The sequence below is a fragment of the Paractinoplanes hotanensis genome, from assembly GCF_023717965.1.
Lineage (GTDB): Bacteria > Actinomycetota > Actinomycetes > Mycobacteriales > Micromonosporaceae > Actinoplanes > Actinoplanes polyasparticus.
In genome coordinates this window covers 1-14282 of the sequence record NZ_JAMQOL010000042.1, presented here as the reverse complement: position 1 = coordinate 14282, position 14282 = coordinate 1, and the positions used below count along the sequence as shown (strand labels likewise).

Sequence of the window (14282 nt, the reverse complement as noted above, 5' to 3'; positions counted from 1 at the left end):
GCGGGGTTCGCCGAGGGGGTTCCGGGTTGCTGGGAGGATCGATCGATGCTGTTGCTTCTGGATTTGGACAACACGCTCATCGATCGGGCGGGGGCGTATGCGGCGTGGGCCCGGGGACGGTTCGGCGCGGGTGAGGTGGCGTGGCTCGTCACGGAGGATCGGGACGGCTACCGGCGGCGGGAGGAACTGGCCCGGGTGATCGCCGAGCGGTACGGGCTGGATGCGGGGGAGACGCTGGTCGAGCTGCGGGCGGGCATGGTCGAGCAGCTTGCGCCCGATCCTCGGGTGGATGCGGCGCTGCGCGAAGCTACGGCCGCGGGGTTCGTGCCGGTGGTGGTCACCAACGGCACGGTGGCTCAGCAGGGGGCGAAGCTGCGCCGTACGGGGTTGGATCGGCTGGTGCGGGGCTGGGTCATCTCGGAGGGGGCCGGGGTGCGGAAGCCTGATCGGCGCATCTTCGAGATCGCGGCGGCGGCGGTGGGGGCCGATCTGCCTGAGGGCGGCTGGATGGTGGGCGACAACATCGCGTACGACGTCGGGGGCGGGTTCGGTGCCGGGCTGCGCACCGCCTGGGTGTCGGGTGGGCGGGTGTGGCCGGATGACGTTCCTTACCGGCCGACTGTCACCGCTGTCGACTGCGTCGCCGCTCTCGAAGCACTGACCCCGCCAACCTGATCAGCGCGTCGCAGGCACCGGCTGAGCTGCGGCGGGCCACAGGGTTTTCTGTCGCACGCCGCGCAAGGTCCGGGTCGTGACGATCGTCCAAGCCGTCAGCAGGACGGCGAACAGGGCCACCGCCAGCGCGGTCAGCACGGGGGACCCGGTTCGGGTGGCCAGGCCGCCGGTCGCAGTCACCACCGTGCCGACCGGGAACGTGAAGCTCCACCAGGTGAGTGAGAACGGCAGGCCGCTGCGCGCGGTACGCACGGTGATCGCGGTGGCCAGCGCGGCCCAGAACAGGGTGAAACCCAGCACCGGTACGCCGTAGAGCACTGCCAGCATCTGGGCGCCCGACGCGTACGGGTCGGGCAGCACCCCCTCGGCCGAGCGGCCCAGCAGGTGGAACGCGGTGACCGACTGGCCCAGCGGACCGAGCACGATCCACAGTGTCGGGACCATGCGGGCCGCGCCGACCTGGTGGTTGACCAGGCGCGTCCAGATCTGGGTGATCACGATGAGCGAGGCGATCAGGCTGATCCCGGCCAGGGCGTAGCAAACCAGCAGCAGGTCGCGGCCGTCGGGCACGTGCGGCACGAGCAGCGCGCCGGTGGCGGCGGAGACCATCGGTGGCACGACCGGCATGAGCCAGCCACCGAACGCCGCGTCGGGCGCGGTGCCGGGTCGGGTCATCATCCGGTACGGGACGGCGACCGCCACGATGAGGCCGAGCACCGTGCCGGCGCTCCACAGCACGAACGAGGCGGTGACGGCGATGCTGCCGGGGCCGAGCAGCAGCGTGCCCGCTCCGATGGTCATCAGCGCCATCGGCGGCGCGCCCCAGAACTGCACCAGCACCGGGTCGGCGCTGTGCGTGGTGCCCCGGCGCGCGAACGCCACGATCACGGTCGCCAGCAGCAGCGTGGCCAGCAGCCACATCACGGTGGCGAAGGCGTGCAGGCCGGGCAGGTGGACGGGCAGGGTTGCGGCCGCGGTGGCGACGATCCCGGTGCCCATGACGGAGGCGAACCAGTTGGGTCCGAACATGCCTCCACCCTGCGGCTGTTCGATCGCCGCCGGTAGGTGGTGATCGCGGCTGAGGTCATAATCTGGAGTTATGCCTCTACCGCCGTTCGCCGCCGACCTGACCGGCTTCGACCTGCTGCTCAGCGTCGCCCGGCTGGGCAGCGTGGGCCGGGCCGCCGCCGAGCACCGCATCTCCCAGCCGGCGGCCAGCGCCCGCCTGCGTGAACTGGAACGGCGGGTGGGGCTGACGTTGCTGCACCGCACCCCGCGCGGTTCCACCCTGACCGGCACCGGCGCCCTGGTCGCCGACTGGGCCCGTTCGGCCGTCGACGCGGCCGACGCGCTGGCGGCCGGGCTGGCCGCGCTGCGGGCCACCCATGAGAGCCGCCTCACGGTCGCGGCGAGCCAGACCGTGGCCGAATATCTGCTGCCGGCGTGGCTGGTCGCGCTGCGCGCCGCTCACCCCGGGCTGGCCGTGACGCTGCAGGCCGCGAACTCGGCCGACGTGGCCGCCTCGGTGCTGGCCGGGCAGGTCGAGCTCGGCTTCGTCGAGGGTCCCGACCTGCCGGCCGGACTGCACGCCGAGGTGGTGGCGACCGACCGTCTGACCGTGGTCGTGGCGCCGGCGCATCCGTGGGCGCGACGGTGCCGGGCGGTAACGGCGGCCGAACTGGCCGAGGCGCCGATGGTTTCCCGCGAGGCCGGCTCGGGCACCCGCCGCGCGTTCGACCAGGCGCTCGGCGGCTTGGTCGCGGCGGCCCCGATGGTGGAGCTGTCGTCGACCACCGCGATCAAGCACGCTGTCGCGGCCGGTTCGGGTCCGGCCGTGCTCAGCTCGCTCGCGGTGACCGCCGAACTGACGGCGGGCACGCTCGTGGCCGTGCCGGCCGCCGTCCCGCTCCAGCGCCGGCTGCAAGCGGTGTGGCGGGCCGCCGACCAGCTCATCGGGCCGGCCCGCGACCTCTACGCCATCGCGCGCCGCGCCTGACCGCGCGCCGGCATCAGGGCTTCAGGTCGATGGCGGCGGCGAACGAGCCGTCCATCTGGAACGGCACCGACTCGTGCTCGTGCACGACCAGCCAGCGTCCGTCGACGCGGCGCAGGCCGAGCGTCACCCGATACCAGAGGGTGAACGCGTCGGTCGTTCCCTTGGGGGTCGCGCTCATCGAGTCGATGCTGGTCGCGAACGCGACGTCGCCGTCGGCGGCGATCTCGAGCTGGGTGATCTCGCGGCGCGGCGGCGCCTCGAAGGTGGCCAGCCACTGCTCGGTCGCGGTCGGGTCGCTGCCGTCGACCCGCTCGCCCAGCGGCGGCGCGAGGCTGTAAAGAACAACTTCGGGCGCCGAGTACGCCAGGAAGCCCCGCACGTCGCCCTCGCTCAGCCGGGCCGCCCGTCCCTCGATCACTTCGCGGATCTCTCGCATGTCGTGCTCCTCTCGGTTCAAGAAACTTCACCGGGCACGTCGAAGCCGGGCCCGCGGCTTCGACATGCTGAGTGAGGCAAAGGAGATGACCGTGAAATATCTGATCCTCATCCAGTCGAACCCACGCAGCCTGGCCGTCTGGGAGACGATGTCCGACGACGAACGGACCGCCTTCGGCCGCGGCCACCTGCAGCTGAACGAAGAGATGGCGGAGGCCGGGGTGCACGTCGCCGGTGAGGGGCTGGCCGACCCGTCGCTGGCCCGCTTCGTCTCGGTGCGCGACGGCGAGACGATCGTGTCGGACGGCCCGTACGCCGAGGTCAAGGAACACCTGGCCGGCTTCTATCTGATCGACGTGCCCAGCCTGGACGAGGCCGTGGCGTGGGCGGCCAAGGTGCCCGACGCGGCGAACACCGAGGTCGAGGTGCGCCCCATCCTGGACATGAGCGGGTGGGAGTTCTGACCCCTCTGGAGGAGGTGCTGCGTACCGCCGCGCCGCAGGTGCTGGGCGCGGTGGTGCGGCGTTACGGCGACTTCGACACCAGCGAGGACGCGGTGCAGGAGGCGCTGCTGGCGGCGGCCCGGCAATGGCCCCGGGAAGGAATGCCGGACGATCCGCGCGCGTGGCTGATCCGCGTCGCTTCGCGTCGTCGCATCGAGCTGCTGCGCAACGAGGAGGCCCGGCGCCGGCGCGAGGCACTGCCGGCGGATCCGGTTCCTTCCGTACGCGGTGACGACGAACTGACGCTGCTGGTGCTCTGTTGCCATCCCGCATTGACGCCGCTGTCCCAGGTGGCGTTGACGCTACGTGCGGTCGGCGGCCTGAGCACGGCCGAGATCGCCCGCGCCCTGCTCGTGCCGGAGAGCACGGTCGGCCAGCGCATCAGCCGGGCCAAGCGCAAGATCCGTGAGACCGGCGCCCGTTTTGTGCTGCCGGCCGACTTCGAGGAGCGACTTCCCGGCGTACGCCAGACCCTGTACCTGATCTTCAACGAGGGCCACACCGCCAGCTCGGGTTCGTCGTTGCACCGCGTCGAACTGAGCACCGAGGCGATCCGCCTGACCCGCCAGTTGCACGCCCGTCTGCCGCAGGACGGCGAGGTGGCCGGCCTGCTCGCGTTGATGCTGCTCACCGACGCCCGCCGCCCGGCCCGCACCCGCCCCGACGGCGCCCTGGTGCCCCTGGCCGAGCAGGACCGCACGCTGTGGAACCGCACCGCGATCGACGAGGGAGTGGAAATCATCACCGCCGCGCTGCGCGACACCGAAATCGGCCCGTTCCAGCTGCAGGCCGCGATCGCCGCCGTTCACGCCGAGCCCGGCGCGACCGACTGGCCGCAGATCCTGGCCCTGTACCGCCTGCTGGAAGCGGTGGCCCCGGGCCCGATGGTCACGCTGAACCGGATCGTCGCGCTCGCCGAGGTCGACGGCCCACTGGTCGGCCTGCGCGCCCTGGAGAAGGCCGCCACCGAACCGGCATTGGCCACCCACCACCGCGTCACCGCAGTGAGGGCCCACCTGCTCGAACGCTCGGGCGACCGCACCGCTGCCCGTGACGAGTACCTGCTGGCCGCGCGCCGGACACTGAGCCTGCCCGAGCAGCGTTACCTGGAATCCCGGGCGTCGCGTCTGCGCTGATGCGTGACAACCGGGCGTACGGGGGAAAGACCGTGCAGCGAGAGGGCGCGGAGCCCGCCGACCTTGACGTTATGACGGACGCAACGGGCCGGCGGGCCCCGCTGAGAACCCGCCCGGGCGTACCGGGCGGGGTCACGGCCGCAGCCACACCGCCTCATCTCGGTGTGACTCGAGCGGCCCTGGGTAATCGAGGCCACGCCGGACCTTCTCCGGCAAGCGCCAGGGCTGGTGCACGGCGCCGCCCTCGATTCCCTTGAGTTCGGGTACGTAGCGCCGAACGTACACGCCTTCGGGGTCGAAACGTTGAGCCTGACGAATCGGATTGAACTTGCGGTAGGGGCGGGTGTCGTTTCCGGTGCCCGCGACCCACTGCCAGTTGCCCGAATTGTTGGGCACGTCGCCGTCGAGCAGCCAGCGGAAGAACCACTGGACTCCGGGGCGCCAGTCGACGCCGAGGTGCTTGGTCAGGAACGCGGCGGTGATCAGGCGGGCCCGGTTGTGCATCCAGCCCTCGGCCCGCATCTGGCGCATGCCCGCGTCGACCACCGGTACACCGGTTGTGCCGTCCTGCCAGTGCTGAAGGGCGTCCCGGTCGACGCGCCATTCGGTGTCGGCCCGGGGGCGCAGCGGCCGGGTCGACAGCTGCGGGAACGTCAGCGCGACCTGGTAATAGAAGTCCCGCCAGCAGAGTTGCCGCGCGTACTCCTCGGCCTCGTGGCTGATCGCCGCCCTCGTCAGCTCCAAAGGCGACAGACAACCGAACCTGAGGTACGGGCTGAGCCGGCTGGTGCCGTCGCCGGGTAGGTCGTTGTGCAGCTCGGGGTACGGCCCGATGTGCCGCAACCAGGTCGCGAACCGCCGCCGGGCCTCGGTCTCACCGCCCGGGGCAGCGTCGGGCGACTCGCCTTTCGGGATCGCCGGCAGGTGCCCCAGCGCGATGCCCGGCGGCAGCGTGACCGTGGCGGGTGCGGCCACTTCCTCCCGCCATCGGGCCGCCCGCCAGACGCGGTGGTACGGCGAGAACACCCGGTACGAGTCACCGCCTCCGCCGGGCCGCAGCGCCCCCGGGTCGACCACGGTCAAACCGGGGAACAGCCGCAGCGCGATCCGGTGCCGTTCGCACTCCTTGCGCATCCGCTCCTCGCGGCGGCGGGCGTACTGGCTGACGTCGGCCGCCATGCCGATGCCCTCGGCGCCGGTGGAGCGGGCCAGCTCGATCGCCTCGGCCACCGGGTCGCCGATCCGGATGACCAGGTCGCCGCCCCGGTCGCGGAGCGCGGCCCGCAGGTCGGCCAGCGACTCGTGCAGGAACCGGGTGCGGTTGGGCGACAGCCGGGTGAGGTCCGGGTCGAGCACGAAGAGCGGCACCACCTGCTCGGCGTTCGCACAGGCGGCGGCGAGTGCGGGATTGTCGTGCACCCGCAGGTCCCGGGTGAACAGCACGACGGCGGTCTTCATCTCAGGCCGCCGTCCGGACGGGGGTGCCGGCCCGGGTGAGCAGGCTGCGCACCGCGACCGCGGCCCGGCGCCGGTTCGGCACGGTGGCCCGGCGGGCGAAGACGTCGTAGTCGTTGGCCTCGATCTCTTCGAGGATGCCGCCGTAGAGGGCGAAGGCCGTCCGCATGCAGGCCTGCGACGCCGGTTCGAGGATCACGATGCCGGGCGCGGCGGCCGCATAGTGCTCGCGGGCCACCCCGATCTCGTACCGGACCAGCTCTTTGATCTCGGGGGTGGCCAGCCCGCGGGCGAGGTCGTCGCGGGTGACGCCGAACCGGCCGAGATGCGACTCGGGCAGGTAGACGCGGCCGCGTTCGAGGTCCTCGGCGATGTCGCGGATGAAGTTGGTGAGCTGGAAGGCGAACCCGAGCTGGCGGGCGGGCTCGCGGGCAGCGGCGGGATCGTTCGAGCCGAGGATCGGCAGCATCATCGTGCCGATGACGGCGGCCGAGCCCTCCATGTAGTCGAGCAGGTCGTCGTACGTGCCGTACGAGGTCTCGGTGAGATCCATCGCCATGCAGCGCAGGAACGTCGCGAAGTCGTCCACCTCGAGGTCGAACACCGCGATGGTGTGCAGCACCGCGGGCAGCAGCGGGTCGTCGACGGGCTCACCGCGCAGGCCGGCGACGAACGCCTCGGACCACTCGTTCAGGCGGGCGGCCCGCTCGACGGCGGGGAGTTCCGAGGTTTGATCGACGATCTCGTCGGCATACCGGGTGAAGCCGTACAGGGCGTGCACATGCCGTCTCTTCCAGGCCGGAAGGAGCCTCGTGGCCAGGTAATAGGTGCGCCCGTGCCGCTTGTGCAGCTCGCGGCACCGCTCGTAGGCAGCGGCCAGATCGACGTCCACGGGGAGCCTCCGGAGAAAAATCGACGCACAAATCGACGCAACTTCAAAGCAAGGGTACGGTACTGAACGTGGCTAACGACACGCTCGAGGGAAACCGGCACAGGGGTGTTCCCCGCCAGGGTGCCTCGCCGCACACGCTGATCGATGCGATCCAGGGGACGCTGGCCGACTTCCTGGCCGCCCAGATCGGGTCGCTGGACTCGATCGATCCGGCCCTCGGCCGTTTCGCCCGCACGGCCCGCGACCTGGTGCACGCCGGCGGCAAGCGGCTGCGCCCGGTCTTCGCGTACTGGGGCTGGCGGGGCTCCGCCGGGCCCGACGCGCCGGTCGAGCCGGTGCTGCCGGCCTTCGCCGCGCTCGAGCTCATGCACACGTTCGCGCTGATCCACGACGACGTGATGGACGAGTCGGACACCCGCCGGGGCCGGCCCACCGCGCACCGCATCTTCGCCGGACAGCACGAGAACGACGGCAGCATCGGCGACCCGCAGCGCTTCGGCTCGTCCGCCGCGATCCTCATCGGCGACCTCTGCCTCGTCTGGGCCGACCAGCTGCTGGCCCGCTCCGAGGCTCCGCCCACCGTCCGCGCCTGTTACGACCGCATGCGCGTCGAAGCGATAGCCGGGCAGTATCTCGACATTCTCGGCGAGAACCAGCCCGGCGCCTGGTCGGTCGACCGCGCCCTGCTCGTCGCCCGCCACAAGACCGCTAGTTACACCGTCCAGCGCCCGCTGCAGCTCGGGCTCGCCCTGACCGGCGCCGCCCAGTCGGAGACCGAGCAGGCGTACGGGTCCTACGGGCTCGCGGTCGGCGAGGCGTTCCAGCTTCGAGACGACCTTCTGGGCGTGTACGGCGATCCCGCGATCACCGGCAAGCCGGCCGGCGACGACCTGCGTACCGGAAAGCCCACCGCCCTCCTCATGCTCGCCCGCAAGCTGGCCACCCCGGCCCAGCGCGCCGAGCTGACCCTCGACCCCGCCGGAGCCGTCAACCCCGCCGACGGCTCCGGCGGTCCTACCGACGCCCGCACCGAGGGCGGTTTCACCCAGGCCCAGATCGAGCGTCGCGCCGGCATCATCGCCGAGACAGGCGCGCCCGCCCGGCTCGAGGCGATGATTCAGGAGCGGGTCGCCGACGGCGTCGCCGCCCTGGCCCAGGCCCCGATCCACGAAGAAGCGCGTGCGGCGCTCATCGAGCTTGCGGTTCGTGTCACGCACCGCCCGGCATGATGTCGACCCGGAGGTGCACACGATGAGAACCGTGACAGGACCGACCGACCACGTGGTCGTGGTCGGCGCAGGACTGGGCGGCCTGGCTTGCGCCCTGCATCTGGCCGCGGCCGGACGGCAGGTGACGGTCGTCGAGCGCGAGGCCGTGCCCGGCGGGCGTGCCGGTCGGCTCAGCCTGCGGGGGTACGAGTTCGACACCGGACCGACCGTGCTGACCATGCCCGAGCTGATCGCCGAGCCGCTCAACGCCGTCGGCGAGAACCTGTCCGACTGGCTCGAGCTGACGCCGCTCGACCCGGCCTACCGGGCCTTCTATCCCGACGGGTCCACGCTGGACGTCCGCACCGACACGGTACGGATGGCGGCCGAGATCAGCCGGGTCTGCGGGCCGCGGGAGGCCGACGGCTACCTGCGGTTCGTCGATTTCGCGCGGCAGCTGTGGCAGCTGGAACGCAACCACTTCATCGACCGCAACCTCGACACCCCGCTCGACCTGGTCAACCTCAACCTGCTGAAGCTGCTCGGCCTGGGCGGGTTCCGGCGGCTGCAACCGAAGATCAACCAGTACTTCCGCGATCCCCGGACCCAGCGGATCTTCTCGTTCCAGGCGATGTACGCGGGTCTCGCGCCGCACGACGCGCTGGCCATCTACGCCGTGATCGCCTATCTCGACTCCGTCGCCGGCGTCTTCTTTCCGAAGGGCGGCATGCACGCCGTCCCCCGGGCGCTGGCCGGCGCGGCCGAGAAGCACGGCGTGACGTTCCGCTACGAGACCACGGTGACCGAGGTCGAGACGGTCAACGGCCGGGCGACCGCGGTGATCACGGAGGACGGCTCGCGGATCCCGGCCGACGTGGTCGTACTGAACCCGGACCTGCCCATCGCGAAGCGCGACCTGCTTCCCCCGCGGCGCCAGCGCAACCTGAAGTACTCACCCTCCTGCGTGGTTCTGCACATCGGTTCGAGCCGGCAGTACAGCAAGATCGCGCACCACAACATCCACTTCGGATCGAAGTGGCGCGGCACGTTCCAGGAGGTCATCGGCAAGGGGCTGTTGATGAGCGACCCCTCGCTCCTGGTGACCAACCCGACGCACACCGATCCGTCGGCCGCGCCCTCGGGACGACAGAGCTACTACGTGCTCGCCCCCACCCCGAATCTGATCTCCGGACCGATGGACTGGCGCGGCGGTCTCGCCGAGCGGTACGCGTCGTCGCTGGTCCGCACCCTGGAGAAGCGCGGCTATGTCGGCTTCGGCGACGGCATCGAGGTGCAGCAGATCATCACACCGGCCGACTGGGAGGAGCAGGGCATGGCCGCCGGCACGCCGTTCGCGGCCGCGCACACGTTCGCCCAAACCGGCCCCTTCCGGCCGGCCAACCTGCACCCCGGCCTCGACAACGTGGTCTTCACCGGCTCCGGCACCCAGCCCGGCGTGGGTGTGCCGATGGTGCTGATCAGCGGCAAACTGGCCGCGGCCCGCGTCACCCGGGCGACGTCGTGACCGCGCGCGAGGCCCACCTGGTCGAACTGGTCGACGCCGAGGGGCGGGCCCTCGGCACGGCCACGGTCGCCGAATCGCACCAGGCGCCGGGCCGGCTGCACCGGGCGTTCTCGGTCTTCCTGCGCGACGAGTTCGGGCAGGTGCTGTTGCAGCAGCGGGCGGCGGTGAAGACGCGGTTCCCGCTGCGCTGGGCGAACACGTGTTGCGGCCATCCGCTGCCGGGCGAGGCGTTGCCCGTCGCGGCCGCGCGGCGTCTGGTCGAAGAGCTCGGGGTCGACGGCGTGGAGCTCACCGAGGTGGGCGTCTACGCGTACTACGCGGAGGATCCGGCCACCGGTCGTGTCGAATACGAGTACGACCACGTGCTCGTCGGGGATCTGCCTTCCGGCGTACGGCCGTCGCCCGACCCGGACGAGGTCGCCGGCCTGCGGTGGGTCTCGGTGCCGGTGCTCCTGGCCGAGGCCGAGAGCGACCCCCGGTCGTACGCGCCCTGGCTCCTCGGCGTCACCCAGCGCCTAGCGCTCGAAGCCAGGCCGGCCCAGCCCGATGGCCGGTGACGGACTCACCGCAGGGGCCGTGGCCCGTCGCCTCGGGGTGGCGGTCACCACATTGCGGACGTGGCACCAGCGATACGGGCTGGGCCCGAGCGAACACCTGCCGGGGCATCACCGGCGCTACACGGAACAGGATCTCGACCGCCTCCAGGTGATGCGGCGGCTCACCGCCCAGGGAGTCGCCCCGGCCGAAGCTGCCGCGTGGGCGCAACGGACGCCGCTCACCACCGACGAGGTCGAGTTGCCGCGCACCCGCGACGGCGGCGGGCACGCCATCGCGCTCGGCTCCGTCACCCCCGCGGCCCGGGGGCTGGCTCGCGCCGCCATGCGCCTGGACGGGCCGGCCATGCGCGACATCCTCGAGATGGTGGTGACCCAGTACGGCGTGGTCCGGGCCTGGGAAGAGGTGGCCATGCCGGTGCTCATCGGGATCGGCGAGCGTTACGAGGCCACGCGCCGCTTCATCGAGGTCGAACACATGCTTTCCCGTACGGTCACCGAGGTTTTGAGTTCGGTGCCGCGCCCCGATGGCTCGGCCTCTCCCCGGGTGCTGCTGGCCGCAGCCGACGAGGAACAGCACACGCTGCCGCTGGAGGCTCTGGCCGCCGCTCTGGCCGAAGCGGGCGTCCCCAGCCGCCTGCTGGGCGCCCGCGTGCCACCGAAAGCCCTGGCCGACGCGATCGACCGCACCGGCCCCACGGTGGTGGTGCTCTGGTCGCAGACATCCACCTCTTCCGATCCCGACCAGCTGGCACAGGTGGCCGCGGCGCCCCATCCACCCATGCTGACCGCCGCCGCCGGCCCCGGCTGGCCGGACGAACTGCCCGAGGGCGTGGTCCAGCTCACCAGCCTGGAAGACGCCGTCAACACCGTCGTAGCCGCCACCCGCTGACGTTTGTGCTGGTCAGGGCACCGCCGCCCGAAAGGGAATACCGGTTTGGAGGCGGGGCGGTGGATCACGTATGCTTTCCAAGCCTCAAGCGGGGGCCCGGTTGGGGTCAAAGCCGAACAGCATTGCAGACGTGCAATACTGATGGCGTTGCCCTCATCGTCTAGTGGCCCAGGACGCCGCCCTTTCAAGGCGGTAGCACGGGTTCGAATCCCGTTGGGGGTACTGGTAGGTTAGCGACCAGCACGGTTCGCTAGACTGACCGAGCAGTTGGAAAGCAAGCAGTTGGAAAGCAAGGTTTTTTGAATAGCAAGGTCCTGTGGAGCAGTTGGAGTGCTCGCCGCCCTGTCAAGGCGGAGGTCGCGGGTTCAAGTCCCGTCAGGACCGCAATGCACCAGCAAGGCCAGGTAGCTCAGTTGGTACGAGCGTCCGACTGAAAATCGGAAGGTCGGCGGTTCGACCCCGCCCCTGGCCACCAGGCCTCTCGCCGGGCTCTGAGCACCGTCCACCTGCGGAAACGCACGGTGGGCGTTTTGCTTTCCGGGCCCGATTCTCGTTTTCCCGCGCCCAGCTGTGACGGTGCCCGCGACGCCGGGTCTTCGGCGACGTCGCGGGCACCGGCAAGCGGAAACGGCCGTGAGTGTGGCGGGCACCAGCCCGGTCCGCCACCGCTCCCTCGCGACCATCTCCGTGTGAACCCTCATTCCGCGACAGCTCAGAATCGGTCGGGGTGGCCGTTGCTTGAGAAATCTCAGCGCGGTAGTGCTGCGTCGACCCGGTCGAGCACGGCGAAGTCGGTGAGGCGGCGGCTCACGTAGGCGATCGCCAGATTGCGGGACGGGTCGGCATAGCCGGCCGAGCCGCCCAGGCCGCCGTGCCCCCAGGTGCCGTCGGGCTCGAGCTGGACGCCCAGGCCCCACGTGGTCTCCTCGCCGATGAAGAGGTCGGGACCGGTGTACTGCGGAATCGCGAGGGAGGGCAGCTTGCCGGCCAGCAGGTCGGCGTAGAAGCGGGCGATGCCGGTCGCGGTGGCGTGCAGGTTCACCGCGGGCACCGACGCTCGGCGCCAGGCCGTGCTGTTGATGACAGCCAGGTCGCGCGCGCCGGGTGGGTTGCTGATCGCGCGGCTCTTCGGGGAGCCGGGGACACCGGCGTTGCGCTCCGGCCAGTCGGGAGCGTCGAACTCCAGCTCGGCGCAGCGGGCGATGTCCTCATCGGACAGGGCGAAGCCGAAGTCGTACGGGAGCTCGTCGGCGATGAACCGGGCCGGCGATCTGCCGTCGACGCGGCGTACCAGTTCACCGAGCAGGTGGCCGTACGTCAGCGCGTGCTCGGCGGCCACGCTGCCGGGCTCGTACTCGGGTGTGGCCGTTGCCAGGTCACCGCAGAGCAGGTCCCAGTCGCTGTAGGCCGACGTGGGGCGGGGCACGGGGAACGAGGGGAGGCCGGCTGTGTGGGAAAGGACCTGGCGTACGGACGCCGGGGTGCGGAACGACGGCCAGTAGCGGGACATCGGCGCGTCGAGATCGACCAGGCCGCGGTCGGCCAGCAGCACCACCGCCATGGCGATGACGGGCTTGCCGGTCGAATAGACGTTGACCAGTGTGTCGGGCTGCCAGGGATCGGTGCGGGCGGCATCACGCCAGCCCTCGACCAGTTCGACGACCGGTTCGCCGCCGCGCAGGATCGTCAGCGCCGACCCTCCGCGCGGATCGATGGCGAACGCGTCGCCGACAGCCTCGAATCCGGGTGCGATCAAGCCATTCATGACCGGCACGCTATGCCCTTCCGGGCCCTTCCGGCGTTTCACGGACCTCTCAGCGGGAACCCCTCGGGTCATGCAGCTACTGAACCGGCTGGAGACGACCCGTTCGTTCGACGGTGTGATCGACAAGGTGCAGGCGGCGATCCTCAAGACGCCCGAGCGCCTGCGGGACACGCTGCACGGGGTATGGATCGGCCATGCCCTCCATCCGGTGCTGGTACAGGTGCCGGTGGGGGCGTTCATCTCGGCCGGCGTGCTCGATCTCCTTCCCGGTCAGCGCCGGGCCTCGACCGTGCTCATCGCGGTCGGCACGGCGGGAGTGGCGCCGGCGGTCGCAGCCGGATGGACCGACTGGTCGCAGATGACCAAGGACAAGCAGCGCGTCGGTCTCGTCCACGCGGCGGCGAACGTGGCGGCGGTCGGGCTGTACACGGCGTCGCTGGTCGCCCGCTTGCGCGGACGCTCGGGGCGGGCGCTGAGCTACGCCGGCTTGTCGGTGGCCGGGCTGGGCGCCTATCTGGGCGGTCACATCTCGTACTCCCGAGGGGGCGGGATGAACCAGGCGGCGCCCGATCTGAATCGGGTGCCGGCGGAGTGGACGTCCGTGGGTTCGCTCGCGTCGCTGCCCGAGGGCAAGCCGGCCGTACGAACTGTGGGAGACATCCCGGTGCTGCTGTGGCGCGAGGGCAGCTCGGTGACCGCCATGCTCGAGCGGTGCGGGCACGAGACCGGCCCCCTGGGCGAGGGCGACGTGGTCGGAACCGGGAAAGACGCCTGCGTGGTGTGCCCCTGGCACGGCAGCACGTTCCGGCTCCGGGACGGAGTTGTGGTGCACGGGCCGGCGGCAAACCACCAACCCCTGTTGCGCGTGCGGGTCGAGGCGGGCCAGGTCGAAGTGGCGCAACCTTGACGGTTTCCCTGCGCTGACCTGCCCATACGCGTCAGACTGGTACCCGATTTGGAGCCCAGGGAACGCGCGTGTAGTGTTTTGCGAGCCGGCAGGGAAACGGACGCGGCAGCGGAGAGATTCGCAAGCGGACGTCCTGCCAAATCCTTCGAACTGCGGATCGCAGCGTTGCTGCGCGCTTCAGGACGCGGGGTTACTGGGACGAAGCGGCACCAACCGGGATAAACCGGTTGACAATGCCAGGAAGACCTAGTAAAGTTGAGCGAGTGCCCCGGAGCGGTTGGCCGGGTGTGGTTGTTCTTTGAGAACTCAACAGGGTGCTTGATAAGCCAGTGCCAATTA

Annotated in this window: 14 protein-coding genes and 3 tRNA genes; 12 read left to right on the top strand and 5 right to left on the bottom strand. The window is 71.0% G+C overall.

Features of this window, described 5'->3' with window-relative positions; genetic code table 11:
* Positions 1 to 45 precede the first annotated feature (45 nt).
* Positions 46 to 675 carry an HAD family hydrolase gene (locus LXN57_RS29240; protein ID WP_251801432.1) on the top strand — a complete coding sequence of 210 codons (630 nt, stop codon included), beginning with the start codon at positions 46 to 48 and terminating at the stop codon, positions 673 to 675.
* On the opposite strand, the gene LXN57_RS29235 is transcribed toward LXN57_RS29240, so the two are convergent.
* Positions 676 to 1704: a TDT family transporter gene (locus LXN57_RS29235; protein ID WP_251801431.1), complete on the bottom strand. Its 1029-nt coding sequence runs from the start codon at positions 1702 to 1704 to the stop codon at positions 676 to 678.
* Between the two features lie 70 nt (positions 1705 to 1774).
* Here LXN57_RS29235 and LXN57_RS29230 point away from each other — a divergent pair, with 70 nt between their 5' ends.
* Positions 1775 to 2671, top strand: a complete 897-nt coding sequence (locus tag LXN57_RS29230) for a LysR family transcriptional regulator (protein ID WP_251801430.1) — start codon at positions 1775 to 1777, stop codon at positions 2669 to 2671.
* 13 nt (positions 2672 to 2684) lie between these two features.
* On the opposite strand, the gene LXN57_RS29225 is transcribed toward LXN57_RS29230, so the two are convergent.
* Positions 2685 to 3107 carry a YybH family protein gene (locus LXN57_RS29225; protein ID WP_251801429.1) on the bottom strand — a complete coding sequence of 141 codons (423 nt, stop codon included), beginning with the start codon at positions 3105 to 3107 and terminating at the stop codon, positions 2685 to 2687.
* A 91-nt stretch (positions 3108 to 3198) separates the two neighbouring features.
* Between LXN57_RS29225 and LXN57_RS29220 the strand changes: the two genes are divergently transcribed.
* Positions 3199 to 3570 (top strand): YciI family protein, encoded by a 372-nt coding sequence (locus LXN57_RS29220; protein ID WP_251801428.1) that lies wholly within the window; start codon positions 3199 to 3201, stop codon positions 3568 to 3570.
* Entirely contained in the window at positions 3558 to 4745 is a 1188-nt protein-coding gene (locus LXN57_RS29215; protein WP_251801427.1) for an RNA polymerase sigma factor, read from the top strand. The genes LXN57_RS29220 and LXN57_RS29215 overlap by 13 nt, the downstream gene beginning before the upstream one ends.
* 132 nt (positions 4746 to 4877) lie before the next feature.
* Here the strand turns inward: LXN57_RS29215 and LXN57_RS29210 are convergent, their stop codons facing one another.
* Complete coding sequence (locus LXN57_RS29210; protein ID WP_251801426.1) at positions 4878 to 6203, bottom strand: cryptochrome/photolyase family protein; 1326 nt, start codon at positions 6201 to 6203, stop codon at positions 4878 to 4880.
* A 1-nt stretch (position 6204) separates the two neighbouring features.
* Positions 6205 to 7092, bottom strand: coding sequence for a phytoene/squalene synthase family protein (locus LXN57_RS29205; protein WP_251801425.1), 888 nt, complete (start codon positions 7090 to 7092; stop codon positions 6205 to 6207).
* Between the two features lie 68 nt (positions 7093 to 7160).
* On the opposite strand from LXN57_RS29205, the gene LXN57_RS29200 reads away from it, so the two are divergent.
* From LXN57_RS29200 to LXN57_RS29170, 7 genes are all read left to right on the top strand, one after another.
* Complete coding sequence (locus tag LXN57_RS29200) at positions 7161 to 8321, top strand: polyprenyl synthetase family protein (RefSeq protein ID WP_251801424.1); 1161 nt, start codon at positions 7161 to 7163, stop codon at positions 8319 to 8321.
* Between the two features lie 22 nt (positions 8322 to 8343).
* Positions 8344 to 9825 (top strand): phytoene desaturase family protein, encoded by a 1482-nt coding sequence (crtI, locus tag LXN57_RS29195; RefSeq protein WP_251801423.1) that lies wholly within the window; start codon positions 8344 to 8346, stop codon positions 9823 to 9825.
* Positions 9822 to 10382: an isopentenyl-diphosphate Delta-isomerase gene (gene idi / locus LXN57_RS29190; RefSeq protein WP_251801422.1), complete on the top strand. Its 561-nt coding sequence runs from the start codon at positions 9822 to 9824 to the stop codon at positions 10380 to 10382. The genes crtI and idi overlap by 4 nt, the downstream gene beginning before the upstream one ends.
* The gene (locus tag LXN57_RS29185) at positions 10372 to 11271 is read left to right on the top strand and encodes a MerR family transcriptional regulator (RefSeq protein ID WP_251801421.1); all 900 of its coding nucleotides are present in this window, start codon (positions 10372 to 10374) and stop codon (positions 11269 to 11271) included. Before idi ends, LXN57_RS29185 begins: the two co-directional genes overlap by 11 nt.
* A 149-nt stretch (positions 11272 to 11420) precedes the next feature.
* A tRNA-Glu gene (locus tag LXN57_RS29180) sits at positions 11421 to 11493 on the top strand.
* Positions 11494 to 11581: 88 nt separating this feature from the next.
* A tRNA-Asp gene (locus LXN57_RS29175) sits at positions 11582 to 11655 on the top strand.
* A gap of 14 nt (positions 11656 to 11669) precedes the next feature.
* Positions 11670 to 11746 (top strand) — tRNA-Phe (locus LXN57_RS29170).
* A gap of 273 nt (positions 11747 to 12019) precedes the next feature.
* Here LXN57_RS29170 and LXN57_RS29165 read toward each other — a convergent pair.
* Complete coding sequence (locus LXN57_RS29165) at positions 12020 to 13036, bottom strand: serine hydrolase domain-containing protein (protein WP_251801420.1); 1017 nt, start codon at positions 13034 to 13036, stop codon at positions 12020 to 12022.
* Positions 13037 to 13106: 70 nt separating this feature from the next.
* Between LXN57_RS29165 and LXN57_RS29160 the strand changes: the two genes are divergently transcribed.
* Positions 13107 to 13943 (top strand): Rieske (2Fe-2S) protein, encoded by an 837-nt coding sequence (locus LXN57_RS29160; RefSeq protein WP_251801419.1) that lies wholly within the window; start codon positions 13107 to 13109, stop codon positions 13941 to 13943.
* Positions 13944 to 14282: the final 339 nt, after the last annotated feature.